The 24,949-nt window shown below is 46.2% G+C and carries 22 protein-coding genes; 13 read left to right on the forward strand and 9 right to left on the reverse strand.

Annotated features, from left to right (window positions below):
• The 4 genes from QUA47_RS09180 to QUA47_RS09195 all read right to left on the reverse strand — a co-directional run.
• On the reverse strand, positions 1–145 hold a 145-nt coding region (locus QUA47_RS09180), incomplete at its 3' end, for an IS1/IS1595 family N-terminal zinc-binding domain-containing protein (protein WP_445302496.1).
• 66 nt (positions 146–211) lie between these two features.
• Complete coding sequence (locus QUA47_RS09185) at positions 212–403, reverse strand: hypothetical protein (protein WP_333430521.1); 192 nt, start codon at positions 401–403, stop codon at positions 212–214.
• Positions 404–414: 11 nt separating this feature from the next.
• Positions 415–765: a hypothetical protein gene (locus QUA47_RS09190; RefSeq protein ID WP_333430522.1), complete on the reverse strand. Its 351-nt coding sequence runs from the start codon at positions 763–765 to the stop codon at positions 415–417.
• Positions 766–1,259: 494 nt separating this feature from the next.
• Positions 1,260–1,400, reverse strand: coding sequence for a hypothetical protein (locus QUA47_RS09195; RefSeq protein ID WP_333430523.1), 141 nt, complete (start codon positions 1,398–1,400; stop codon positions 1,260–1,262).
• On the opposite strand from QUA47_RS09195, the gene QUA47_RS09200 reads away from it, so the two are divergent.
• The 4 genes from QUA47_RS09200 to arr all read left to right on the forward strand — a co-directional run bounded on the left by QUA47_RS09200 (position 1,395) and on the right by arr (position 4,815).
• Positions 1,395–2,324: an energy-coupling factor ABC transporter permease gene (locus QUA47_RS09200; RefSeq protein WP_333430524.1), complete on the forward strand. Its 930-nt coding sequence runs from the start codon at positions 1,395–1,397 to the stop codon at positions 2,322–2,324. The genes QUA47_RS09195 and QUA47_RS09200 overlap by 6 nt on opposite strands.
• Positions 2,317–2,973 carry an energy-coupling factor transporter transmembrane component T gene (locus QUA47_RS09205; protein WP_333430525.1) on the forward strand — a complete coding sequence of 219 codons (657 nt, stop codon included), beginning with the start codon at positions 2,317–2,319 and terminating at the stop codon, positions 2,971–2,973. The genes QUA47_RS09200 and QUA47_RS09205 overlap by 8 nt, the downstream gene beginning before the upstream one ends.
• A 175-nt stretch (positions 2,974–3,148) precedes the next feature.
• Positions 3,149–3,883: an ABC transporter ATP-binding protein gene (locus tag QUA47_RS09210; protein ID WP_333430526.1), complete on the forward strand. Its 735-nt coding sequence runs from the start codon at positions 3,149–3,151 to the stop codon at positions 3,881–3,883.
• Between the two features lie 515 nt (positions 3,884–4,398).
• The gene (gene arr, locus QUA47_RS09215) at positions 4,399–4,815 is read left to right on the forward strand and encodes an NAD(+)--rifampin ADP-ribosyltransferase (RefSeq protein ID WP_190738102.1); all 417 of its coding nucleotides are present in this window, start codon (positions 4,399–4,401) and stop codon (positions 4,813–4,815) included.
• 96 nt (positions 4,816–4,911) lie between these two features.
• Here arr and QUA47_RS09220 read toward each other — a convergent pair whose 3' ends face one another.
• A complete protein-coding gene (locus QUA47_RS09220; protein WP_333430527.1) occupies positions 4,912–5,916 on the reverse strand; it encodes an ion transporter in 1,005 nt (334 codons plus the stop codon).
• A gap of 244 nt (positions 5,917–6,160) precedes the next feature.
• Between QUA47_RS09220 and QUA47_RS09225 the strand changes: the two genes are divergently transcribed.
• Positions 6,161–7,168 (forward strand): 2-hydroxyacid dehydrogenase, encoded by a 1,008-nt coding sequence (locus QUA47_RS09225; protein ID WP_333430528.1) that lies wholly within the window; start codon positions 6,161–6,163, stop codon positions 7,166–7,168.
• 196 nt (positions 7,169–7,364) lie between these two features.
• Positions 7,365–7,802 carry a CAAD domain-containing protein gene (locus tag QUA47_RS09230; protein ID WP_333403384.1) on the forward strand — a complete coding sequence of 146 codons (438 nt, stop codon included), beginning with the start codon at positions 7,365–7,367 and terminating at the stop codon, positions 7,800–7,802.
• 149 nt (positions 7,803–7,951) lie between these two features.
• On the opposite strand, the gene aroA is transcribed toward QUA47_RS09230, so the two are convergent.
• Complete coding sequence (gene aroA / locus QUA47_RS09235) at positions 7,952–9,307, reverse strand: 3-phosphoshikimate 1-carboxyvinyltransferase (RefSeq protein WP_333430529.1); 1,356 nt, start codon at positions 9,305–9,307, stop codon at positions 7,952–7,954.
• A 438-nt stretch (positions 9,308–9,745) separates the two neighbouring features.
• Between aroA and QUA47_RS09240 the strand changes: the two genes are divergently transcribed.
• Positions 9,746–10,249 carry a hypothetical protein gene (locus tag QUA47_RS09240; protein ID WP_333430530.1) on the forward strand — a complete coding sequence of 168 codons (504 nt, stop codon included), beginning with the start codon at positions 9,746–9,748 and terminating at the stop codon, positions 10,247–10,249.
• 118 nt (positions 10,250–10,367) lie between these two features.
• Here the strand turns inward: QUA47_RS09240 and QUA47_RS09245 are convergent, their stop codons facing one another.
• Positions 10,368–10,847, reverse strand: coding sequence for a hypothetical protein (locus QUA47_RS09245; RefSeq protein ID WP_333430531.1), 480 nt, complete (start codon positions 10,845–10,847; stop codon positions 10,368–10,370).
• A gap of 143 nt (positions 10,848–10,990) precedes the next feature.
• On the opposite strand from QUA47_RS09245, the gene QUA47_RS09250 reads away from it, so the two are divergent.
• From QUA47_RS09250 to QUA47_RS09260, 3 genes are all read left to right on the forward strand, one after another.
• Positions 10,991–11,668: a hypothetical protein gene (locus QUA47_RS09250; protein WP_333430532.1), complete on the forward strand. Its 678-nt coding sequence runs from the start codon at positions 10,991–10,993 to the stop codon at positions 11,666–11,668.
• A 237-nt stretch (positions 11,669–11,905) separates the two neighbouring features.
• Complete coding sequence (locus QUA47_RS09255) at positions 11,906–12,205, forward strand: putative quinol monooxygenase (RefSeq protein ID WP_190656699.1); 300 nt, start codon at positions 11,906–11,908, stop codon at positions 12,203–12,205.
• Positions 12,206–12,322: 117 nt separating this feature from the next.
• A complete protein-coding gene (locus QUA47_RS09260; RefSeq protein WP_333430533.1) occupies positions 12,323–13,126 on the forward strand; it encodes an MOSC domain-containing protein in 804 nt (267 codons plus the stop codon).
• A 117-nt stretch (positions 13,127–13,243) separates the two neighbouring features.
• Here QUA47_RS09260 and QUA47_RS09265 read toward each other — a convergent pair whose 3' ends face one another.
• Together QUA47_RS09265 and QUA47_RS09270 are read right to left on the reverse strand one after the other, a co-directional pair.
• Positions 13,244–14,110: a calcium-binding protein gene (locus QUA47_RS09265; RefSeq protein ID WP_333430534.1), complete on the reverse strand. Its 867-nt coding sequence runs from the start codon at positions 14,108–14,110 to the stop codon at positions 13,244–13,246.
• Between the two features lie 75 nt (positions 14,111–14,185).
• Entirely contained in the window at positions 14,186–15,859 is a 1,674-nt protein-coding gene (locus QUA47_RS09270; RefSeq protein ID WP_333430535.1) for a methyltransferase domain-containing protein, read from the reverse strand.
• 50 nt (positions 15,860–15,909) lie between these two features.
• Here QUA47_RS09270 and QUA47_RS09275 point away from each other — a divergent pair, with 50 nt between their 5' ends.
• From QUA47_RS09275 to QUA47_RS09285, 3 genes are all read left to right on the forward strand, one after another.
• Positions 15,910–20,730 carry a glycosyltransferase gene (locus QUA47_RS09275; protein ID WP_333430536.1) on the forward strand — a complete coding sequence of 1,607 codons (4,821 nt, stop codon included), beginning with the start codon at positions 15,910–15,912 and terminating at the stop codon, positions 20,728–20,730.
• Positions 20,731–21,025: 295 nt separating this feature from the next.
• Entirely contained in the window at positions 21,026–21,775 is a 750-nt protein-coding gene (locus QUA47_RS09280; protein ID WP_333430537.1) for a peptidylprolyl isomerase, read from the forward strand.
• Positions 21,776–21,906: 131 nt separating this feature from the next.
• On the forward strand, positions 21,907–24,912 hold the full coding sequence (locus QUA47_RS09285; RefSeq protein ID WP_333430538.1) for a peptidase domain-containing ABC transporter: 3,006 nt from the start codon (positions 21,907–21,909) through the stop codon (positions 24,910–24,912).
• Positions 24,913–24,949 lie beyond the last annotated feature (37 nt).

The raw sequence follows: 24,949 nt of genomic DNA on the forward strand, positions 1-24,949 counted from the left end.
CTCTTTTAACTTCCTGTGCGTACCCTTGATGGGATTGATAGGAATCTATGAATTGCCTACCACAATCAACACATATATGATTCTGTTTACCTGCTTTATGCCCATTCTTATTAATACGAGTAGACTTGCATTCAGGACATTCGATGGACTCTAATTTGCTGTTCATTGTTTTTCGTCAACTTTGCTCTCGATCACTATATCATACATCAATTCAGCAACGCCAGGAATTATTTGCAGCCGGAAGCGCACTGCTACTGGCAATAGCTGGTTGGGCCAGTCCCTTAGCAACAGCATTAGCAATAGCATGAGCGGGATTTTGCCCCTCGATTGTCAAAGACTTGACGTGAAAACCGCGAAACTTTTCTTTTTGGCTAACGCGCCACATTGCGATGGGAAAAGTCATAAATAAAAGAGTCAAAACTCCGACGCTAACCCAAAGTATTTTGTGCATTTCCCTGGCGTTGACCAAAAGGCTAAAGTACGCATTTGTGGCAAGATTTTACCGGCACCTCGCAACAAGGGAAAAGCCAAATGTCCCGTATAAACAATTACCAGTAATGCGGACATTGCACCCATGCGGTGAATGGTTCCCATCCACCGCTGCCAAGGGCTCGGATGCAATAAGTTAACTAGAGGTAAAAACAGAAATAAACCAGCAGATAAAAAGCTCAGCCCGTAGATAGAAACTTGAGCAATATCTAATTGTCTGGGAAATTCAGATGCAACTAAATCGGTAGTTGAGTCTTGGGTTGAGTGCTGCACCACTGGCAAACATCCTGTAGGTTGTGCGGAAAATTACTTGAGAATAAGCGCATTAGTATTTTGAGTTTCTTGAAAATGCAGCTCGTGCGGGTAAAGCCGATCGCACTTTGGCGCGATCGACAACTGCAAACCTACTGCTAACTATATTGAGCCGCAATAATTCGGACTTTTTAGTTTCTATAACACGCAATACTTTGGCTTTGACTAGCTATCTGCTAATTTCACTGTTGCGGTCGTCAAAAACTTAATGCTATTTATTTTCAAGAGTGCAGAATAAAACCAATGAGAGATTTTCAGGGTATTCTTTATATTTTTTTAAAATTCTTATTTGAGCTTGACGGTGAATACAATTTTGGAGTTGAATGTGTAAACAAATATTGATAATTCTTATCAAAAAGCTTCAATGTGAGGGTGGTCGGTAAAATATCCGAATAATTCTTCAGGATTATTTAATGTAAAATTTCTCATCCTCAAAATTCTGCCCATGAGGCGGTAATCTATATCCAATAAGCGATCGCCCGCCCCCAATCCTCCGATCGCTCGATCGCATTAATGCCCCCAGAGGGGGTTTTAAATTTTTGTAAAAAATAGTTGACTAAAGAGTTGGAAGTTCTCTCGTTTGGGATAGATCGATGCACATACCTGATGGTTTCCTTTCACCGCCAGTAGCCATTGCCACCGGCATAGCAAGCGCAGCAGTAATTGCAGTTGCCCTAAATCGAACCCGCGCGAGTCTTGGACTTCGACAAGCCCCAATCATGGGCTTAACCACAGCTTTCGTGTTTGCAGCCCAGATGATCAACTTTCCCGTAGCCGGCGGCACCAGCGGCCACTTGTTGGGAGGGGCGCTCGCATCCGTCGTTTTGGGGAACCCTTGGGCGGCAACTTTGGCAATGAGCACGGTTTTTATAATTCAGAGCGTCTTGTTTGCCGACGGGGGCATCACCGCCCTGGGAGCCAATATTTTTAATATGGGGCTAGTTGGAATTTGGGCGGGCTGGTGGCTGTTGCAGCCCTTGCAGCAACTCTTGGGAGGTTCCAGAAATCGTTTGCCCCTAGCTGCGGGGATGGCAGCCGCCCTCAGCGTCGTTGCTGCTTCTATTTGTGTGGCGATCCAATTGGCAATTTCTGGTACAGTAGGGCTCAATATCGCATTGCCAGCAATGGTAGGCGTACATATTTTAATTGGCATTGGCGAAGGGGTAATTACAGGCGGCGTTTTAACTTATCTCGTCAAAGTGCGGCCGGATTTACTGCCGGGACAACAGCCACAATTGCAGAAATGGGTAGTGCCAGTAATCGGAGTGTTATTAATTTCCGGGGTGCTTTCACTGTTTGCTTCAAGTTGGCCTGACGGGTTAGAAGCGGTAGCCGAAAAACACGGCTTTAAAGATAAAGAAGCTGTGGCGATCGAAAATCCTACTCCTTTAGCAGATTACACAGTTAAAGGATTAGAAGAACAGCCTATTGGTACTAGCATTGCTGGACTTTTAGGGTCTGCCTTCAGCTTCGGCGCGGCTTTTGGGATTGCTCAGTTGGTGGTAAAACCTAAAGATGTCTAAACTCTCCATACCTTTTCGATTGCGAGTGTCTCTCACAATTGTGATTGGCATGGGTTTTCTGAAGACAGGCGCTTGGCTATGGCTGGGAATTTATGGGGCGAGCGCACTTTTTTGGTCGTTTTCGCTCAGGGCTCCGGTGCGAACCCTAGCGCAACTGTTGGGAGCAGAATTGCTTTTTCTCTCCTTATTAGTGCTGCCCCAAGGTTGGGAACGCGCCAGTTTTCTGTTGCTGCGTTCCCTAATTTGCCTGCTAATTATGAACAGCTTTCTGCTAACTTTGCCACCCCACAGTTTCGGAATCGCCCTCAAAGGATTACCGCTACCAGCAGGTTTGCAAGAGATTGTACTTTTAACAGGACAATACTTAGAAATCCTGCTGGCAGAAGTCAACCGCATGAAAATATCTGCCCAACTCCGGGGCTTATCGGGTACCGGAGGATGGCTCCGCTACGCCAGTGCTTCCATGATCGGAGCGCTTTATTTGCGAAGTCTCGATCGGGCAGAAAGAGTACACGCAGCCATGCTAATTCGCGGCTATAAAGGAAGTTTGCCCGCCGACTCACAATCGACACCTAAAGAGCGACTCTGGCTGACACTAGCAATTTTAATAGCAGCCGGATTAACAATAGCTTCTTACGGTTATTCGTAATTGGGCCTTGGGCATTTAACTGGTTCCCGGGATCTGTCTGGGAATCGAGCTCCAGAGGCTCTGCCTCGCTTCTTGCGGAGGAAAAGTGGAGGCAGAGCCTCCGGATCTGCGTTACCAGGCTCTGCCTGGGAACGAGTGGAAATTATTCAATCTAAAATCTCAAATCTAAAATCGGATGACTAATCTCAAATCCGCACCAACAATCGAAGTGAAAGACTTAGTATTTGGCTATCCCGATCAAAAGCCAGTATTGCGGGGAATTTCTTTTACTTTGCAACCGGGAGAAAGAGTTGCTCTACTCGGCCTGACAGGTGCTGGTAAAAGCACTTTGCTCGAAAACTTGATCGGATTAAAAATGCCTCAAGCGGGCGAGATTAGAGTGCAGGGAAAAAAGTTGGAAGAGGCGACTTTATCGCAGGCGCGGAGGCAGATTGGATTTTGCTTTCAAGATGCTAACGACCAGCTATTTATGCCGACTATTTTAGAGGATGTCATGTTCGGGCCGCGCAATTACGGAGTGCCGCCCGGAGTTGCGCGCGATCGAGCTTTAGCCCTATTAGACGAATTTGGTTTAGTAGAATTTGCCAACCGTTCGGCCCACGAACTTTCGGGAGGTCAAAGAAGATTAGCAGCCTTGGCAGCCATTTTAGCATTAGACCCAGCAATTTTAATCTTAGACGAGCCGACGAATGGACTCGATCCCTCGTGGCGGCGTCACTTGGCTAAGGTTTTGTCCCAATTGCCGATCGAGGTAATTTTGATCGCTTCTCACAATTTGAATTGGATCGGGAAAACGACTCAAAGGGCGTTAATTTTGGCTGATGGGCAGATTCAGGTCGATCGGCAAACTGAAGATTTGCTGAAAGATAAATCGACTCTTGAATATTACAATTTGCCGCCCGATTGGTAATTAGTCATTAGTCATTAGTCCAGTTTGTACGGTGTGCTGTAAGCACAGGTTGAGTTTGTAGCAATACAGTTGACTTAACGCTTTTTGACGAATTTCAGATCGCGATTGTATAGGCAATACAGGCATTTTTCCCAAATCAGATTGTGCTTAAGTCAACTGTATTGGAGTTGGTCGGACACTCCATACCCTACAAACTCAACTTCCTTCTTCCTTCTTCCTTCTTTTTAGCCGCTCGCGAAGCCTTTATAGCCAGGAAGAACGCATCTTATTGAACGCTGTTCATAAGTCAATACAGTTAACTTAACGCTTTTTGACGAATGTAATCTCAGCATTTTATAGGCAATACAGGCATTTCTTGAAAGTCAGATTGTTTTCAAGTCAATCGTATTGCAATATACCATATTCTGTTAACATGAAATTTAGATGCGTTCGCCCTAGTCTCAGGCAAACCTACTCCCTGTCTAGACCGGCGCGAGATTTGCGAGCGGAAGACAAACAGTATCAGGAGCGAGCCGATGACAGCCACTGACGATATGATTCCGCAGCAGTTCTACCATGGCACACGGGCTGACCTGAAGCCGGGAGACCTAATCGTGCCCGGCTACAACTCTAACTACGGTAAGAGGAATAAGGCAGTCTACGTCTATCTGACTGCCACCTTGGATGCGGCTACTTGGGGGGCCGAGCTGGCCCTCGGCGAAGGACCCGGCAGAATCTACATGGTGGAACCGACCGGCCCGATTATGGATGACCCCAATCTGACGGACAAGAAATACCCGGGTAATCCAACGAAGTCATACCGATCCCGGGAGCCGCTGCGCGTCACGGGCGAGGTCACGGATTGGCAGGGGCACTCCCCCGAAGCGCTCAAGGCCATGAAGGACCACATTGAGCGACTTAGGCAACTTGGTATTGAGGCGATCGAGGACTGAGTTACTCCCGGCATCCTCGGGCCGTCGATGATGCGCTCGCCCTTCCTTTCCCTTCCTTTATAGCCTTCTTCCTTCTTCCTTCTGCTATGGCTGTAATTAAAGCTGGAATTTGCGAACAGTCTCGTTGTACAGATGAATAGCTAAATCACGAAGAATTTGTTCATTTTGAAAATCACTCCCTAACTTCTGTTTCGCCGTTTGAACACACATTTTCATCAACTCGGACGAACTTTCGATGTGAAGTGCGATCGCCCTTTGCTTTTCTTCAAAGCCCACCTCGATTTCCGCCAGCCTTTTGACCGATTGACACTTCGCAGATTGCTCTAAATTGGCAGCCATTTTTTCCTGTTTTCTCTTTTGGATTTCCTCGGAAAAACCCGCAGCAATTATCCCCGCAGGTAACGCAAAAATTCCAATTCCCAAAAATGCTAATATTGCTCCCAACAATTTTCCTAAAGGAGTGATTGGATAAATATCGCCGTAACCAACAGTAGTTAATGTCACAACTCCCCACCACATTGCATCGGGGATGCTGCCAAAAGCTTCTGGATGTGCCTCGTATTCAACAAAATACATGATGCTAGAGGCAAATATTAACAGAATAAAAACTGCAAATGCAGTGGCCATTAACTCCTCTTTTTCAGCGTACAATACTGCTCCCAGAGTTCGGACTGACTCTGAATAACGGCTCATTTTTAGCAAGCGCAATAAGCGCAGTACACGAATTAAATTAACAAAGTTAAAACTAGGAAATAACAGCAAAAAGTAAAAAGGTAAGATGGAAATTAAATCTATCAAACTTAGCGGTGTAAGAGCATATCTCAATCTTCCCCAAAGCGGGTGGCTGTATCTGCGATCGACTGTAGACACCCACAGCCTCAAAATATATTCTATGGTAAATACTAAGGATGAAACAATTTCGATGTTTGCCAAAAGCGATGTGTGTTGTGGCGACAAGGTGGGCGAAGTAGAAGCAATAAAAGCTGCGACGTTGATCAGAGTTAAACAAGTTATGACAACATCATCTGCTAAACTGTATAAATTGCTTGAGTCGGAGGTTTCTAATATTTCATATATTATAGTTTTGAGTTGTTTACGCATTTGGCTTTCTCCTAAAAAAATAGCAATTAACGATCGCGCTTTACTACAGTCTAAGCAATTAGATTCACAAAATTAAGCCGGACTTGCCCTAAAGCTAAAAAAATGGTGTCTTCACAGATGCTCTCGTTGCGAAATTCAATATTGCTCATGGAAAGTGGGTTGTTTGGGACAACGGCGCTCTAGTAAAATTTAGAGTTAATCTGGAAAAAATTTCCAACTATTACTGGATTTGCAGGCAAAAATCATGAAGGTAGCCGTATTTAATACCAAATCCTACGATCGCACTTTTCTGACAGCAGCCAATGTCGGCGGTCAACACGAGTTGGTTTTTTTTGAACCGCATCTGACCCTGGAAACCAGCGTTTTGGCTGCTGGATTTCCGGCCGTCTGTGCGTTCGTGAACGACTGCTTGGACGCGAAAACGCTCGGGGCGATCGCCGAAAAAGGCGTCCGCTTGCTGGCCCTGAGATCGGCCGGATTCAATCACGTCGATTTAGCAGCAGCCAAGGATTTAGATCTAACTCTCCTCCGAGTTCCCGCTTATTCTCCCTACTCCGTCGCCGAACACGCAGTCGCTCTGATTTTGTCCCTCAACCGCAAAATCCACCGGGCCTACAACCGCGTCCGCGAAGGCAATTTCGCCCTAGATGGCTTGTTGGGTTTTGACCTCCACGGCAAAACGGTGGGAATCGTCGGGACTGGCAAGATTGGCGCAATTACTGCCCAAATTCTGCACGGATTCGGGTGTCGCCTGCTGGGATACGATGTTTCCCACAACCCAGATTGCCTCGCCCTAGGCATGGAATACGTCGCACTCCCGGAACTGTTCGCCACCTCTGATATTGTCAGCCTCCACTGTCCGCTGATACCGGAAACTTACCATTTAATCGGTGCAGAGGCGATCGAGCAAATGAAACCGGGGATGATGCTGATCAATACCAGCCGCGGTCAGTTGATTGACACTAAAGCTGTTACCAAAGGGCTGAAGTCGGGTATAATTGGCTACCTCGGCTTAGATGTGTACGAACAAGAGACGGATCTGTTTTTTGAGGATTTGTCAAATCAGGTCATTCAAGACGACGTTTTTCAGCGTTTGCTGACTTTTCCGAACGTCCTGATTACCGGACACCAAGCTTTCTTCACCGAGGAAGCTTTGAAAAATATTGCCGAAACCACGATCGCCAATATCACCGACTTTGAACAAGGACGCCCTTGCCCCAATCAAATCGACTTCGCTCAAGTGAAAAAATGAGTCAAAAGACCGATTTGGCAACGGGGGAAATTGTTTACAATCAAGTCTTATCCTTATTTTTGCTTGCAATTTGTGAAGCTCTGCCTTAGTCTCATCAATTAGTCCCGGCAGCGCGAATGCTGTGCTAATTGCCGGAGAATTATACGGGCAGCCACTCAAAGCCTGCAATTGTACTTGACACCGGAGGAAGTATCAAATGACACAAGCTAACTTTTCTGACGACGCACAAACAGTCACTGAAGTCGTCACAGTAGACCTGGTGCCTGACCAACCGGGGGTCATGACTACAGTGACAACCACAGAAACACCGACGAGCCAGTTCCAAGATATTAAAGACCAATTTCTGACAATTTTGTCGGAACTTCCAACCTATGTCTCCAATTTTTTTGCTGACTACCAAAAGCCCCTCATAACTATTGGTTTAATTCTGGCAGGCGGCATTAGTATTAAGGTAATGCTGGGAGTTTTAGGTGCTCTTAATGATGTCCCTTTGGTAGCTCCCGTTTTTGAGTTGATTGGGATGGGATATACGGGTTGGTTTGTTTACCGCTATCTGCTCAAGGCTTCTAACCGCCAAGAGTTGTTAACGGAAATTGATTCTTTAAAAGAACAAGTTGTAGGTAAAGATTCTTAAACGAAGGAAGAAGGAAGAAGGAAGAAGGAAGAGGGAAGAAGGAAGAATGAAGAAGAAAGAATGAATAAAGAAGATTTTTCCCACTCTCCCCTCTCCCAATCTCGCACTCCTGGCTCTCCCAATCTCCCGCTCTCCGGCTCTCCCCCCTCTCAATTAGGGTGGCAAACTTGTTGCAAAGTGGCGGTAAAGTCGGGGTAGGAAATGGCAGCAGCTTCTGCCCGGTGAATGTTAGTAATACCTGTGGCGTTGAGGGCTGCGATCGCCAAACTCATCGCTATTCTGTGGTCGGTGTAGCTGTCAACATCGGCGCCGGTCAAAGGAGTTCCCCCGGTAATTTCTAAACCGTCGGGTAACTCGGAAATTTTGGCTCCCATGCGGTTGAGTTCTGCAGCAGTCACGGCCAGCCGATCGCTCTCTTTGACTCGCAACTCGGCCGCATCTCGAATTATTGTAGTACCGGACGCAAAGATCGCTGCTACCGCCAAAATCGGGATTTCGTCAATCAGTCGGGGAATTAAGTCGCCAGCAATGGTGCATCCCCGCAATTGGCCGGAACTGCGAACCAAAATATCCGCTACCGGTTCCCCAGCCGCCTCTCGCTGATTTTGCAGTTCAATATCGGCGCCCATCATTTCCAAAGCTTCCAAAATGCCTGTACGGGTTGGGTTGACGCCGACATTTTCGACTACGAGCTCGGAACCCGGGACGATCGCCCCAGCAACTAGCCAAAAAGCCGCCGAACTAATATCCCCCGGTACAATCACATTCTGCCCTTGCAGTTGTGTCGGCCCAGTGACTGTCACGCTGCAAGTTTCTGGATCGACGCTCAATTGGGCTCCAAACGCTCGCAGCATCCGCTCGCTGTGATCCCGCGACAGAGCGGGTTCTGTGACTGTAGTTTCTCCGCTTGCCATCAAACCGGCGAGCAAAATGCAAGATTTAACTTGAGCCGAGGCGATCGGAGAATGGTAGTGAATCGGTTTTAACTGCTGTCCGAGTATCGCTAAAGGAGCTAAAGAATTGCTTTTTCGGCCCCAAATTTGTGATCCCATTTGTTGCAGCGGTTTAATGACGCGCGACATGGGGCGCGATCGCAGAGAACTGTCGCCCGTTACTGCATAAAAACGCCCCGGATGAGAGGCTAAAATTCCCAACATCAGCCGCATCGTCGTGCCGGAATTACCCGCATCCAAGACTTCTACAGGCTCCTCTAACTCGCCAATTCCGACGCCCGTGACTGTCACCCGTTCCGCGTTGAGTTCAGAAACTTTGGCTCCCAGGAGCGAGAAACATTTAGCCGTGCTGCGGGGGTCTTCCCCTAGGAGTAGTCCTTCAATAGTAGTTTCGCCTTGGGCGATCGCACCCAACATCAAAGCTCGGTGAGAAATCGACTTATCGCCCGGAACTCGAATCCTCCCCACCAGCGACAAGCCCGAGGCCGGTTTTTGAATGCTTAAAGTTTGGCTTTTGTCAAGAAGCGTAGTAGTTATAATGTCAGCTTGCATTGAGATAAACTAGGATTGGATGGCGTTAGCTATCCTACCTTTTTCCCAGTCCTAAGTCAGTCGTCTTTTGTACGGCCTGCGGGTTTTTTCCCAATGTGTCCGGTTAACTTAAAGGCTGATTAAACTCGCCCGCAGACTCTTCTGTCAGTTATCGGCGACAAGGGAGGACGGACGCAACCGCACGGATTTCACATTAATTTCACATAAATTTCACAAATATTATCCGTGTATATGCGTAGATTTCATTTCCTGCTCTCAGTTATCGACCAGATGATTGAATTGTGACTGAACAATTTTAGATTTTCGATTGCGAGTTGTAGGTTTTTCATTTTTTTAAGCAAAAGCTCCGGAATTTGGAACCCAGCAAATCTAAAATCTAAAGTCTAAAATCTCAAATCTCAAACCGCCCGATCCACAACAACTCCTAAAATTTTATTTATGCTGACCCATCACCGCAAGCCTGTCAGTTTATCGCTGGTATCCACAGATTTACCTTTGTGGTCATTCGTGGAAACCGCTGCTACCCTTTATCAAAAAGACAGCGATCGCTTTCACTTGTTGTTACACGAACCAGCAATAATCGATCGCGAATTTTCCGACGGCTCCGACGAATCTGCCGAGCAAGTTACAATCTTGCCCCCAACTACAAAACCCCGGTTGCTCTGGCTAGAAGTTTCGCCCTATCGAGTCATTATGACCATGCAAGGAAACGGCAAATACAGTTACCGCCACTGCTGGGAACGAGGAATGTACGGCCTGAGCCGTTATTGGCTTCAGGGCGAATCGCTGGCGACTCCCGAACAGTTGCGGCTCCGCAACTTCACCCGCAACTTGACGCTGACAGGAAAGCCGGAACCCGGACACTTGCAGTTAGAATACGAGTTGTGGTCGGAGAAAGTACAACTCGGTCGCTATATTTTGAATCTAGAAATTCATCACTAAATTGGGTAATTGCAAAGGGGTAGATAGTAGGTGAAGGCGACGCATTCCTCAAATTCATTCACCCCCCGTGGGTTGTTGGGGTTCGCGTGGCCATCTCCCAACTCAAAACTCTTAGCCTTTAGCGATCGCTCTTACAATAATTAATCAGTTTGCTAGTCAAAGCGTCTTGATTTGCGGCTGCTTGATTCGCCTGCTGTCCTGCTCTGATAATATCTGCTTGAGCGGTTTGGATTTGCTCTCGACCTTCTATACTTGTAGAAGCGAGATTTCCAGCCTGAAGACTTTTGCTTATGTCGCCGAGTGCTTGACTAATTTCCTGGAAGGATTTAACCGATGGCTTCTGAATTTCTTTGAGGGTTGGATCTGTTATTCGCAGATCTTCAAGTTCCTTCGCTATCAGGTTCAAATTTTTAGCTAAGTTGTCGGTCGTTGCAGCATCGTTGCTGTCTTTATCAACATCCATGAGAGCGTTGCCTTTGTTGACAATTTCAGTAAATTTAGTACACTGGACAGCTCGGCTATCGCTGCAACTAATCGTCAGCGTACAGCAAGCAACAACTATCAGCAGGATGGCAATCTGTTTGCGAAAAAAGTACATGAACCCTCGGTTGCAAAAAAAAGTAGATTCTGGGATGGTGTAGTAGAGTGCGTCAGCGATTAGCCGATATATCGACTGTCGAAAAACTTTCGCGGCATTCAGACACGCTCTACTAAGCTAAACTACGTACCTGTTTAGGAACTATGGTCAAAAACAGCAATAACCTAAAGAAGGGAAGCATTTGGGGATATCTTACCCTGCTTTTGCCTATTTCCTTGACGGCGGTTGCCAGTTTCGAGTCGGGAACGATGTTTTGGGCGATCGCCACCACAGCGGGCATTGCTTGGGCTTGGAGGCTCTACCAGCAGCAACAAAAACACAAACTCGCTCATTTAGACTCGGTTTTCTACAAGTTAATCAAGGAAAATCAAGGGCGAGTTACGGCTTTGGATTTGGCGATGAATGCAAAACTCCCCGGAGAAAAGGTTCAAGAGTATCTCGACGAACGAGCCTCTGAGTTTGCAGCGGATTTTGAAGTGACAGAACAAGGCGGAATTTTGTATTATTTTCAAATAGCTCCACCTGTCACTCCAAGCGAAACACCTAATGCGGCAATAGCTGTTCAAGAGCCTCCCACAAATCGGGAAAAAGCACAAGATAAAAAACCAAATTTATTCCCCATTACTCAAACCAAGACTCCTGAAAAACCCACAATCTCTTTTACCCAGACGGAACTCTCCCGCAGATTCAAAGTTCACGCAACTACGATCGGCAAGTGGAAACTTAAGCCGGAGTTTGCTCAGTGGAGCCGCGAAAAAGACCCCGAGAATCTCGCCTGGGAATATTCTACAGAAAACAAGCGATTTTATCCCAAAGATTGAGTTCCTGCGGTATTTGCCCAAATATACCAAGAAACCCGGTTTATACGACGCTCTGCGCTTAGTAACGAAGAATTTGGCAAGAAACCGGGTTTCTGAGACTTAAGCGCACCCAGCATTGATTTTACTGCCGTTGACCGATCGACCTCTTTAGGTTATTTTAAGTAAAATCCTCTATTGTTGAGTTTGCCAAATAAAAATCGGTAAATTCGATTGTCCTATCTGTGACTTTTTTCTCCTATGTCCAAAACAACCTTGCGAGTAGTCGCCCGCCTCGCTGCCTTTCCCGACAAAGTAGCAGAACTTAAATCTCTGCTGCTGAGCATTATGGAGCCCACTCGCAAAGAAAAAGGCTGCATCAAATACGAACTCCTGCAAAATCAAGCCGATCCCACAGATTTTACCTTTGTTGAAGAGTGGGAAAGTGCAGATTTGCTGGAACTACATCTCGGTTCAACTCACATTCAAGACGCAGTGCAGAAATTAGACGGTTTGGCCGTTGGGCCTCCAGATATCCGCCGCTATGAATTGCTAGCTTAATCCGGTTTTTAGAGCAATTTTATTAAGGGTTTGTGAAATAGCTTCTACCCCCCTAACCCCCCTTAGTAAGGGGGGGATAAGATTGAGATTTAAAATTGTAGTAACTTCCTAAAATTTATGATGTCTGCAACAATAAAACAGTTATTTATTTATCCAATTAAAGGGCTGACACCGCAAGAAATGTCGGAGTTTGCTTTAACAGCAGGACACGGAATTAAGGGCGATCGAGCTTTTGCCTTAATGTTTGCAGATAATCTTGAAGCTGCAAAAATGCCGGCAGACAATGTGCCTTGGATGAGCAAAAAGAATTTTGCTGTCCAAAACGATTGGCCTCTGTTAGCAGCTTTAGAATGTCATTATCAACCGGAAACGGCCGTTTTAACAGTCAAGCGTGAAGGAGTTGTAGTGTTATCGGCAGAAACGAACACAGCAGCGGGGCGCGATCGCATCGGCGCTTTTTTCACAGAATATCTGGCGGCAATTGAACCCACAAAAGAAGCGAGACACCCGCAGTTTGCACCTTTGCAGTTAGTCGGCGACACCAGCGGCGAAACTCGTTATCCCGATCGAGAACCCGTACACATCTCTTTACTCAGTCAAGCCACATTAGACCAATTAACAGAAATCGCTCTTCAAAACATTGACGTGGGCCGATTTCGCCCGAACATTGTGCTAGAAGGTATGGCAGCTTGGTCAGAATTTGAGTTGATCGGAAAACAGTTTCAATTAGGCACGGCGCGCATAGAAGTTACAGCACGAATCAATCGCTGTGTCAATATAGAAGTGAATCCAGATACAGGCGATCGGGATATTTCCCTACTCCGTTTACTCCAAAAGGAATTCGGTCACGCACAAACTGGAGTTTTAGCCAAAATTATCAACAGTGGCACAGTTAAAATCGGCGATGTTTTGCATCCCTAGAATAATCAGTTGATGCGTTGTTATATTATCCGAAACCTTTAGAGGCGTACCCGAGTTTACAATCCGAACCAACAGCATACAATATTAATACAAAACCCGCCCCAACCCAGCGACTCATTATGCTTGTGGCACCCTCACCTTATTACCAATCAAATTCAGAAAACTCGTTCCAAAATGTTGAATCTCCAAAAAGTTAGCATAGGAAGGAGTTGACTTGTAAACTCTAAAAGTCCGCATAATTCCTAAAGTCGCCGCACTTTCCAGCGGGCCGATAAAGCTAGTATCTCTGTCCAAAAAATGAGACTGCTTAGCCCAATGTGCCATTTGTTCCGCATTCAAAAAATAGCAGCCGGAATGAGGATTCAACGCCCGCTCAAAAGCGACTGTTTGTTCCATGATTTTTCCCATTAACTGCCGCTGCTCCTCTACATTTTGAAACGGAGAAGTTGCTGAGTCTGCTAAATCACCATCAACATATGCTTTAAAAACCGCGCCTTTAGGCGCTATTTCATAGCGATTAGGTTGCAGCAAATTCCCATTTCCCCCGTGATGCGTAAACCACTTTAATTTACTAAAAAACCACGGATCGTGCAGAACTAAATCATCTTCCAAATAACAGAAATAATCGTATTTGTTAAGACACGCTCGCAAAACTGCTTGACACTCAAACCCCAAAAGCAGCGGTTCGCATTTGGTAGCGTGGTGCATAAAACATCTGGGCTGCACGGGCAGTTGAGGCAACAGATGATAACCTTGAGTAGTGCAAATAACAATGTCAATTTCGTGCTGTTGAGATTGATTTGCTGGGATAGTTGCACATTCGCTAATGTCAATCATGGACTGAGATTTGCCGTACAAAGCTTGCAGCGCTGTCACGCAAGCGGTTAAAGCATTCAGTCGCGGTTGCGGATCATTTCGCTGGGAAGCGTGTTTCCCCTCGCCGCTGGGATTGTAAAAGTGAGCAATAGTGAATAGAATTCGCATTGGTGTGGAGTAACAATTAGAAATTCAACAATAAAACAGTAAGATCGCACAATAACCCTATAAATTTTACCGCATTTAGTCACCAAATAACTCGGGCAGGCGATCGCGCAACTCAGCATTTAAACGTGGCAACTCGTCCCGCATCTGTAAGTACCAATCTCGCCGCTGCCGGTAGTGCCCGCCCAGCAAGCGGTTGTGGCGTACCCATTCGTAAGCATTCGCGGCTATTTCCCGGCGCCGAGAAGTGTCTGAAATCAGCGAATTTAGTTTTGTTTCAAACTCTTTTTCATATCTATAAATCAATCCTGTTTCACCTTCGACTATCGAATGTTCGTACACAGTGGGACTTGCCAGTACCGCTACTCCCCGCGCTGCACATTCAATAAATTTTAAGTCGGATTTTGTTTCGTTAACCGGGTTGGAAACAAGCGGGAGCAAAGCTATATCGCAACTGTACATGATTTCTTGGTACCGTTCGTAACTGCAAAATGGTTCAAATTCTTTTTGCTGTATTTTCAAGGATTCAAAAAATTTTCGGTCGTGGATTACTTTAACTCGAATCCGGTGCTTGTGGGCGACTAAAACTCGATTGAGTGCTGCCATAATCGGTTGCCAATCTTTTTCGCGGTTGAGCGCACCAAAAAAAAATGTGACTGTATCTTCTGCCGGATAAATTCGCGGCGGAGGTAGATAAGCTAATTGATTGGGAAATACAGCAACATTTGGATTGTATTGGCGCAAAATTTTTGCGAGGGGTTCTGTAGAAGTTTGCACGCAGTGACAGCCGCGATAGCTGAGGTAATTATTATCTGCATATTCGCGGCGGCGGATCGGATTGTCGTCAATTTCAGCTACTATTAAATAGCCTTGTTGCAACAGTTCTTTGAGTTGGGGAATGTAGGCAGGATATTGCATGATTGTCCGCTGCCAGATGAAAACTTTTTCTTCTCCTGGCAGAGGGGTAATTAATCCTGCTGTTTTCACGCCGGATACGGTGCGGACACCGGGAATTGTGGCGCTAAATTTGTCCGGTTCCAAAACTCGCACGCGATCGCACCCTGTAGGAGCCATAATGATAGTCTGAATCAGCAGTCGGCGCGCAGGTACGGTCGATTTGGTCGATCGCACGATATAATGTTCAGCACCCGTTTCCGTAGCAAAGCTGCTCGATGTGAGTTCTAAAGCCTTTACCATTGGATGCAGTAATTCCTGAAAGTGGACAAAATTTTCGGTTTTGTGTCCCTTCCCTTGAAATTCATAAACCTGCAATCCGGCTTGAGCAAATAGTGATTTAATACTTTCTAGGGTAAACCAGTGCTGCATCTTGCTGTCGGGATTCTCCCACTGTCCCCGCAGCAGATTGACAATTCGCCGCCAGTATTGAACATTAGGGATTCTGGCGAGAATTTGCCCCTCTGGATTCAGCAAACCACTGTACTGCTTGAGGACTTCCCAGGGATTTTTCAGATAGGGTAGCAAGTCGCCGAAAATTAAGCAATCGACAGTTCCTGGAGCGATGTCGAGACTTTCGAGGGCAATTTCTTCAATATCGGCTACAGTCACCCAGTTTAGCCGAGCGACCGCAATTTGAGCTTTTTCTCGATCGCATTCAATGCCCATATACTGACAATGGGGATTGATCAGCTTGTACTGTTCGCCCGTCGAACCCGTACCGCAGCCAATTTCGACAATGACTTTAGCATCCGGCGGTAGCAGCTTCAAGAAGTCGTGGTTGGCGCGATCGATCACTTTGTCTAAAATTCCTGATTAGTTTATCGTAAAATAAAACAGAGCAACCCATGCCGACAGACAACCAGCCGAAGGTTAGCATTGCGATGCCAGTATACAATGGCGATCGCTATCTTTGTCAAGCACTAGATTCGCTGTTAGCCCAAGATTACCCGAATTTTGAGCTGTTAATTTCCGACAACGCCTCTACAGACTCTACACCAGAAATCTGTCAGGAATATGCAGCCAAAAACCCTAAAATTCGCTATTTTCGCAACTCTACAAATATCGGCGCTCTCTCTAATTTTAACCAAGTCTTTAAACTATCTACTGGCGAATACTTCATGTGGGCTGCCCACGACGATTTGTGGGTTCCTAGTTATGTTAGCAAATGTTTAGCACAGTTACAATCGCACCCAAATGCGGTACTCTGTTTTAGTGAAATTCAGTTTATTGATGAATTGGGATTTCCGAAAAATCGTGAATACAACGATTTGCTAGAAACAGTGGGGAAAGATATTCCCGAGCGAATTCGCCGACTTACATATAAACTTAATTGGTACGACGCCATTTACGGGCTGATGCGTGCAGATGCGTTGAAAAAAACTAATTTAATGTCAGGCAAATACGGCAGTGATGTTATTCTCTTGATGGAACTGATGTTATTGGGCGAATTTGCCAAAGTTCCCGAAAAATTATTTGCTTATCGAGTGTTGCCCAACAACCACGAAGAAAATTTTCACCAGCCTTATTCAAGTTTAGCCAAAGAACTGATGAGTGTGAGTTTGCACTCAAATTTAACTCCAGATTTAAAGTCTCAAATTCACCGAGATTTTGTTAACACTTTATGCTCGCTCAATACTTCGTGGCTATCGCTGATCCTGAGGGAAAAGTCGATGGCTTTCAAAGACTTTTCATCAGAGGAACACTTGCGAGAATTTGTCGCCAAGACAATTTCACCAGAAGCGCAATTACCCGCTGAAAGTTCCCCGATTTTTCCAGAAAGTGATTTCTACCCCGAAGTGCTTAAACCCAAGCTATCCCGCAGGGAATCGCCCGAGCTATCTCAAAATATTACAGCAAAAAATTCGTACCCAAACATCGGAATTAACATCGCCGGCTACATCAACGGCGAATTTGGCATAGGAGAAGGTGTCCGAGCAAATATCAGGGCTGCAGAAGCCGCCAACATTCCCTTCGTCATCAACAATTTTACCCGCAGTCCCCACCGCAAGAAAGACACCACCTATCAAAATTTTAGCCAAGATAATCCCTATCCCGTAAACTTAATTCAAGTCAACGCAGATGAAGTTGCAACCTTTATCAAACATATAGGTTCCAGTTATTTTGACAAAAAATACAACATCGGCTTTTGGGCCTGGGAACTTCCCGCCTTTCCCCCGGAATGGCAGCCCGCATTTAATCACTTTCACGAAATATGGACTTACAGCAACTATTGCGCCGAAGCAATTGCCGCAGTAGCGCCAATTCCCGTTATCAAAATCATGCCTAGTATTGCTCTCCCCGCACCTTCCCTGAACAGAGAAGCACTGAATTTACCGAAAAACAAATTTATTTTCTTGTTTGTCTTCGACTTTTCTAGCCGCATTGAGCGCAAAAATACTTTGGCGACCATTCAAGCATTTAAACAAGCTTTTAGGGAAGATAACAGGGTATTATTGGTAATCAAATCTTCTAATTCCAACAAATTTTCAGCGGAGCAAGCATCCTTAAACTCAGCCATAGCAAATAATTCAAATATCAAACATCTAGACGGGTATCTGTCCAAAAATAAACTTAACGGCTTGCTCTATAATTGCGACTGTTACATATCGCTGCACCGCTGCGAAGGATTTGGCTTAACAATGGCTGAAGCCATGTTTTACGGGAAACCCGTAATTGCCACCGGCTATTCATCAAATACAGAATTTATGAATGTCGGCAATAGCTATTTAGTCAAGTATAAGTTAATCCCAATTGAGAAAGATTGCGGGCCTTACAAAAAAGGCAATGTTTGGGCCGAACCGGATGTCGAACACGCTGCTGATTTAATGCGTCATGTCTTCAACAATTACCTGGAAGCTCAGCAAGTTGGAAGAATAGCTGCTGATGAAATTAAGACTTTACTGAATCCGCCAACTGTCGGGAGCAAAATTCAAAACCGTCTCGAATATATTGCCGAACTTACAGATAATTTCAAAAGCTTGGAGCGCGGAATACGGAAAAAGTCCTCTCAGGGGGCGACAGTAAAAAATGCACGACCTTTAGTTAGTATTTGTATTCCCACATACAACGGAGCGGCATTTATTGGCGAAGCGATTCAAAGTGCGATCGCCCAAACTTACCCTAACATAGAGCTGATTATATCCGACGACGGTTCCACAGACGAAACAGTTGCGATCGCCCAATCTTTCCAATCCCAAACCTCAGTCGATTTCCGTATCGTACTGCACCGCAACTACGGCTTATCACAAAACTGGAACTTTTGCATATCCCAAGCAAAAGGTCAATACATTAAGTTTTTGTTTCAAGACGACTTGCTCGCACCAGAATGTATTGAAAAAATGGTCGCCGTCGCCCAACAAAACCCAGCAATAGGTATGGTTTTCTCCCCGCGTGGCATCACCATAGCTGACAATGAATCTAACCCGATTTTGCGCCTAGCTTCCCAATCAATTAAAGATTTGCATAAAAGTTGGTCAAATTTAAAATCTATTCAGCCCGGAAAAGAATTACTGGCTGATACTAACTGCTTGAACAACCCGATAAACAAAATTGGCGAACCTAGTACCGTCTTAATAGCCGCGCGAGTCTTTGAAGAAATAGGATTATTTGATTCGGGATTATCTCAGTATGTAGACTTAGATATGTGGTGGCGAATCATGGGCAACTATCATATCGGATTTGTAGATAAAAAACTGTCCTCACTGCGGATTCATCCCGAACAACAAACTTGGAAAAACTTCGCGGCTGGGGAAAATCATAAGGATGTAGTCAGATTTTACAAAAAACTACTAAATAGTCCTGATTACAGTTTCTTGAATCAACAAATCAAACAGACAATTCGCCAAAAGTTGGCATTGAGAACCCAGCCGAGTTTATCTGAATTGTCAGCACTGCTTGAGCAATACAATAAATTGCCATCAAAACAGCCTATTCTCGCGCAACTGCGCCAATACCGCCAACAGCTAGCTGAATATTGGCTGAATTTGCCAGCGAAAAAATTAGAAAGTGCTTACTCGAAAGACATGGGGAAAGCTCATAAATTGCTCCTAGATAGCGCCCTCAAAAATGAAACTTTAACTGAGGAAGAACAAAGTTTTGTCCAGCAGTTATCCTCGAAACTTGCTGAAGGAGGGGAAATTGCCGATAAGATTCAATATCTCCTCGCAGCGATGCTGTACCGCGACGCTTATCAGTTGCCACTTGAGTATAACAATGCAGCGATTCCCCAGTGGTTTTTTGACGACTTTTTGAAATTTATATTTCAGTCTCCCGGTTATTTTAAACAAAACTGGGAAATAGAAAGGTACTCTGAATATTTCCAGCAGTTAATCAAGTATGTCGCTGCTAATATCGCCAGTTTTCCAGATTCAGAAGTGTGGCGTTATTTGGCGGCTTTTATTGCGAAAAAAGTTAGCTTCCAAGCTTTGTCCTTGAGCGAAGCAAATTTGCTGAATGTATTGAGTCATCGAGCGGATATTCTGGAATTTTATTTGAAGACTATCGGCTGTCAAATTGAATGGAATTTTATTCAAAAAGAATCGGAAACAACTAAAATACGAGTTGGCTTTTTGCTTGATAAAATTAGTGATGAATTCGAGAATCGTGCAGCAATTACGAGTTGTGAATATTTAGACAGAAACAAATTTGAAATTATCGTGTACCATTTCCAGGTACAAGACGAGCGACTGAGGAAATATTGCGAAAATTGCGCCGACAAACTGGTGCAAATGTCAGAAGATTTGCCCAATCAAGTTCGAGAAATGCGATCGCACGATTTAGATATTCTGCTAATCTGCACCAATACTACCAACACTTCTCAACCAAGCGCGCTGCTGTGCCTGCACCGACTAGCGCGGGTGCAAATAGCTACCGGTGCATCAACCCCCGCAACCACCGGAAGCCGAAATATCGATTATTTCATTGCCGGAGATTTGACCTTGCCAGCAGGCGCAGCAGCAGAGTATCGCGAAAAATTAATTACTTTAAAAGGCTCGGGAGTTTGTTTAAGCTATACTGTAGAATCAGGACCTGCCCGAGTTGAACCGACTCGCAGCAGTTGGGGAGCCACCGAGGAATCTGTAGTGTTCATGTCCGGCGCTCAAGCTTTTACAATTATCCCAGAATTGAGAGAAACTTGGGCAAAAATTATTGCGGCGGTACCAAATTCTATTTTAGTTTTGTATCCCTTTAGTTCCGGCAATGAAAACTATCCGACGGTGCCTTTTTACAAACAAATTAGATCGCTCTTTGCCGAATTTGGGGTTGACAAAAAACGCTTAGTTGTTATTAAAGCGCTGCCATCTCGCGCCGATTACATAAAATGTCTGGAATTGGCTGATATATATTTAGACTCCTATCCATACAGCAGTGCCTGCTATGCGGCAGAAGCGCTGTTGGTGGGGTTGCCTGTAGTGGTAAGAAAAGGGCAAACAACTCGATCGCGACAATCAGCCGCAGTGCTCGAAGAACTGCTAATTCCGGAACTGGTAGCAAACAGCGAGAACTCTTATTTAGAGCTCAGCACAGCACTGGGAACCAACCCAGAACTGCGCCAGCACTACCGCGATCGAATCCAGCAAAAAATGGCGGCAAACCCGAAATATCTCGACAGTCGCGCTTGCTCGACCCAACTCGGAACACTCTTTGAAAGACTATTCCGAGAGTGAAGGAAGAAGGAAGTTCAGCAACTAAGCAGTGTACGGGATTTAACGGATGGATGTTGAGTCAAGAAGGAAGATGGCAGAAGTAAAGATTTTCCCACTCTCCCACTCTCGCATCCCGCTACCATTCTGAGACCCGCGGGGAACCCCTCGCTAGGCAGAGCGTCAAGAAATAGACAGCAATAGCGCTAGCCCACTTACGGTCTGCTATCATCGGGGAATCGAGGGGTTAGTGGTTGTCGCTCTTTTCCTGCCACAGCTAAATTAAAAGGGGAAGCGCAAGTCAGTTGGAGATAAAAAAATGACAGGACTTTTTCAAATAGGCGATAAATTACTGCAAGCTCAGGATATGCCATCGCTCCTGAAGCGGTACCAGTTAATGCCGCAATTCTTGCGGGGTGTAATAGTAGACCAAGCGATCGCATCCTTTAGTTGCAGCGACGAAGAACGCAAATCCGCCGTCGAGAACTTTCTGGCACAACACCAACTGACAGCCCCCGAAGCTAAAGAAGCTTGGCTGCGCAGCCAAAACATGACGGAAGAAGAACTTCAAGAGATGGCCGTGAGGCCCTTGCTGATTGAAAAATTTAAGCAAGCCACTTGGAGACCTAAAGTAGATAATTATTTTTTAACGCGCAAAGCCAGCCTAGACCACGTAGTCTATTCCCTGGTACGCACCAAAAATCCAGCACTGGCAAACGAACTTTACTTTCGCATCCTCGAAGGGGAACAAACCTTTGCAGAAGTGGCCCGCGAGTATTCCGAAGGGCCCGAGTCCAAGTCAGGCGGCTTGTTGGGCCCAGTACCCCTGAGCCAGCCCCACCCGGCAATCAGCAAACTTTTGTCCGTCAGCCAGCCAAATCAACTCTGGACGCCACGTCCTCTGGCAGAATGGATGGTAATTATTCGACTAGAAAAGTTCATGCCGGCCCAGCTCGATGAATCGATGCGGCTGCACTTGATTAACGAACTCTTTGAAAGCTGGCTCGCCGAACAAATCTCGCAAATAGGCCCGCTACAGCCCCTCTCTTCCGTGTCTTCAATATCATGACCGAAAGCAATTTCGTCTGGGGCCCCCGGATTTATCCGTGGAGACTTTAAAAAGCGTAGCATCCTAACAAAAAGCCTCCGGATTCATCTGTGGATTCAATCTAAAATCTAAAATCTAAAATCTAAAATCGGATGACTTCTTCCGCTGTTTCCCTCTCCCAAATTCAGGATTTCCTAGCTAAAACACCTCCCTTTGACCGACTCTCAGAGACGGCTCTGTCAGCCTTGGTGGCTAAATGCCAACTCCTCGGCTACCGGACGGGGCAGCCCCTGTTTGAACGGGAAAAAATGCCGACTCAGGTGGCAATTATCTATCAAGGCCAGGCCCGGCTGCTGGGCTTTGACCAGCGCTCGCAGCGCCACGTAAGTTTACGCTTGGTGCAGTCGAAGGAAATCCTGGGCTGGGCTGGCTTGCTCAGGGGGGTTCCCTGCGAGACGGCAATCGCTTCTACAGATGTGATCGCGATCGTCCTACCTGCCGAAGATTTCCTGAGCGTACTGGAAAAACAGCCGACCTTTGGAGAAGCCTTTCGCGAACACTGTTCCTTGAGCGAAGTATTTGAACTGTTGAGCCTGGAGTTGCAGCGCCAAGCCGACGGCACTTCCAATCTCAAGGAACTCACCCTGCAAGCTTGGCAAGACGCGGCAGTTGTCAACGTGCCAAACGGCAACAAAAAAACTCAAGACATCGCCAAAGAGCTAGATGCCGATCGAGTTTGGCTTGTCAGCAGCGGCGTCTTGGGCGACTTTCCCACGGGCAGCCGCTTCTCTGTGGAAAACGCAGCCAAATCCTTAAAAGTAGAAGGTCGCCTCGGCGCCCGCTTGGTCGGCTTCCGGGAACCCCCAGAACCTCAAGAAACAGACCCATTAAATCCCACGCCAGATATAGTAGGCCCAGGGCTCAAGCCGCCCGGCGGAAAATCGATCACGGTTATAGACGCCCCAGAGCGTCCCCCAGAACCCCCAACCGACCAACCAAAGGATGCGGGGAGATACCCAGTTTTCCGCGCCAAAGGGCAGATTGACAGTCCGCTAGCTTGCTTCCAGATGTTGAGCAAGTATTTCGGCCTCAAATTTCGTCGAGATATCATCCGCAAAGTTCTAGAAAATCAGTTAAAAACCGCTGGTTCTATCAGTATGCAAGCCTGCGGGGCGATCGCCCAAAGCATCGGCCTGACGCCCCAATTGGCGCAAGTGCCAGCAGAAGCCATCAACCGCATCAAAGCCCCCGTAATGATTAAATGGCAAGATAGCTTTGCCATTATTTACAGCATCACCGAGCAAGAATTGGTGCTCGCCACGCCCGAACAGGGGCTGATGCGGAAGCGGATACCTCAGTTTAAAGAAATCTGGGGCGAATCAGGAGAAGTCCTGCTGCTGCAAGCTCCGCAAGTTGAGCAAAAAGAGCAGTTCAGCTTCTGGTGGTTTGTGCCGGCCCTCATGGAACACAAGACAGTGTTTTTTGAGGTATTGCTCGCTTCGTTTTTTGTACAGTTATTTGGTCTTGCCAACCCATTAATCAGCCAAATAATTATTGATAAAGTATTAGGTCAGCGCAGCATTGACACCTTGGATATTTTGGGGGCATTTCTGTTAGGTGTTGCCCTGTTTGAAGGACTGCTCAACGGTTTGCGTACCTTTTTGTTTATAGACACCTCAAACCGCATCGATGTCAAATTGAGTGCGGAGGTAATCGACCACTTGCTCCGCCTGCCCCAGAATTACTTTGACAACCGGCGCGTGGGAGATCTGGTTTACAAATTCAGCATGATGGGCCAGATTCGGGAATTCATGACGAGTACAGCTCTGACAGTGGTTCTCGATGCGGTATTTTCGGTGGTTTACGTCGCCGTTATGCTCTCTTACAGCGTGCAGCTAACGGCAGTATCTTTGGCAGTGGTACCGATACTGGGGCTGATGATTGTTCTAATCAATCCGCTGGTGCTGCGCCTGATAAAACAAAGAAACAGCCGTTTTGCTGACTCTCAATCCTATCTAGTGGAAGTAGTCAGCGGGATTCAAACTGTTAAGGCTCAAAATATTGAATTGAAATCCCGCTGGGAATGGTCGAGCCGCTACGCAAAATACATTACAGCCAGTTTTAAAACAATTATCACCGGGACTACTGCCGGTACGATTAGCGGCTTTTTAAACCAGGTGGGTAACTTAGCTCAGTTGTGGGTAGGAGCTTATTTGGTACTGGGAAATGAGATTACTTTGGGTCAGTTGATTGCTTTCCGAATTATTTCCGGGAACGTGACTGGTTCGCTGCTGCGTTTTGTAAGCGTGTGGCAGAGTTTCCAAGAAGTATCGATGTCGATCGATATGCTTAAGGATGTTGTCGATACGCCGACGGAAACCAGCGATGAAGACCGCAGCAATATCCCGCTGCCGGCAATTCAAGGGCAGGTTACTTATGAGGAGGTTTCGTTCCGATTCCTCGAGAGCGGTCCACTGCAATTGGCTAATGTGAATTTGGAATTTCCCGCTGGCAGTTTTGTGGGAATTGTCGGGGGAAGCGGTTCCGGTAAAAGTACGGCGATGAAGCTGTTACAGCGTCTTTATCCGCCGCTGTCGGGCCGGATTTTTATTGACGGGTACGACATTTCTAAGGTGGAACTGTACTCGCTCCGCAGCCAACTAGGGGTGGTATTGCAAGATACTTTGCTGTTTAACTGCTCCGTACAGGAAAATATTGCTCTTAGTAATCCCGATGCGAGTACGGATGAGATTGTGCGAGCTGCGAAATTAGCGGTAGCTCACGATTTTATTATGGGCTTGCCTGCTGGCTACAATACGATAGTCGGAGAGCGGGGTGCGTCGCTTTCTGGGGGTCAAAGGCAGCGTTTGGCGATCGCCCGCACGATTTTGCAAAACCCGAAACTCCTGATTCTGGACGAAGCTACAAGCGCCCTCGACTACCATTCCGAACGCCAAGTTTGCAATAACTTAGCAGAAGCTTTCGCCGGCCGCACGGTGTTTTTCATTACTCACCGCCTGACTACAATCCAAAACGCTGATCTAATTATTATGATGGATCAAGGTTCGGTAGTCGAGCGGGGAACTCATAAAGAATTAATGGCTCTTAAAGGGCGTTACTACTGCCTCTTCCAACAACAAGAGTCCTCGAATACCTAATATCTAACAACTCACAACCGCTCGCTAACGCTTAACA

Origin of the sequence: Microcoleus sp. MON2_D5, from assembly GCF_036701905.1 — a bacterium.
Taxonomy (GTDB): domain Bacteria; phylum Cyanobacteriota; class Cyanobacteriia; order Cyanobacteriales; family Microcoleaceae; genus Microcoleus.

What these genes read in the sequence shown, in the direction of transcription:
- QUA47_RS09185 (WP_333430521.1), bottom strand. Translation starts at nt 403, where the DNA reads ATGACTTTTCCCATCGCAATGTGGCGCGTTAGCCAAAAAGAAAAGTTT.
- QUA47_RS09200 (WP_333430524.1), top strand. Translation starts at nt 1,395, where the DNA reads ATGCACATACCTGATGGTTTCCTTTCACCGCCAGTAGCCATTGCCACC.
- QUA47_RS09205 (WP_333430525.1), top strand. Translation starts at nt 2,317, where the DNA reads ATGTCTAAACTCTCCATACCTTTTCGATTGCGAGTGTCTCTCACAATT.
- QUA47_RS09210 (WP_333430526.1), top strand. Translation starts at nt 3,149, where the DNA reads ATGACTAATCTCAAATCCGCACCAACAATCGAAGTGAAAGACTTAGTA.
- arr (WP_190738102.1), top strand. Translation starts at nt 4,399, where the DNA reads ATGACAGCCACTGACGATATGATTCCGCAGCAGTTCTACCATGGCACA.
- QUA47_RS09220 (WP_333430527.1), bottom strand. Translation starts at nt 5,916, where the DNA reads ATGCGTAAACAACTCAAAACTATAATATATGAAATATTAGAAACCTCC.
- QUA47_RS09225 (WP_333430528.1), top strand. Translation starts at nt 6,161, where the DNA reads ATGAAGGTAGCCGTATTTAATACCAAATCCTACGATCGCACTTTTCTG.
- QUA47_RS09230 (WP_333403384.1), top strand. Translation starts at nt 7,365, where the DNA reads ATGACACAAGCTAACTTTTCTGACGACGCACAAACAGTCACTGAAGTC.
- aroA (WP_333430529.1), bottom strand. Translation starts at nt 9,307, where the DNA reads ATGCAAGCTGACATTATAACTACTACGCTTCTTGACAAAAGCCAAACT.
- QUA47_RS09240 (WP_333430530.1), top strand. Translation starts at nt 9,746, where the DNA reads ATGCTGACCCATCACCGCAAGCCTGTCAGTTTATCGCTGGTATCCACA.
- QUA47_RS09245 (WP_333430531.1), bottom strand. Translation starts at nt 10,847, where the DNA reads ATGTACTTTTTTCGCAAACAGATTGCCATCCTGCTGATAGTTGTTGCT.
- QUA47_RS09250 (WP_333430532.1), top strand. Translation starts at nt 10,991, where the DNA reads ATGGTCAAAAACAGCAATAACCTAAAGAAGGGAAGCATTTGGGGATAT.
- QUA47_RS09255 (WP_190656699.1), top strand. Translation starts at nt 11,906, where the DNA reads ATGTCCAAAACAACCTTGCGAGTAGTCGCCCGCCTCGCTGCCTTTCCC.
- QUA47_RS09260 (WP_333430533.1), top strand. Translation starts at nt 12,323, where the DNA reads ATGATGTCTGCAACAATAAAACAGTTATTTATTTATCCAATTAAAGGG.
- QUA47_RS09265 (WP_333430534.1), bottom strand. Translation starts at nt 14,110, where the DNA reads ATGCGAATTCTATTCACTATTGCTCACTTTTACAATCCCAGCGGCGAG.
- QUA47_RS09275 (WP_333430536.1), top strand. Translation starts at nt 15,910, where the DNA reads ATGCCGACAGACAACCAGCCGAAGGTTAGCATTGCGATGCCAGTATAC.
- QUA47_RS09280 (WP_333430537.1), top strand. Translation starts at nt 21,026, where the DNA reads ATGACAGGACTTTTTCAAATAGGCGATAAATTACTGCAAGCTCAGGAT.
- QUA47_RS09285 (WP_333430538.1), top strand. Translation starts at nt 21,907, where the DNA reads ATGACTTCTTCCGCTGTTTCCCTCTCCCAAATTCAGGATTTCCTAGCT.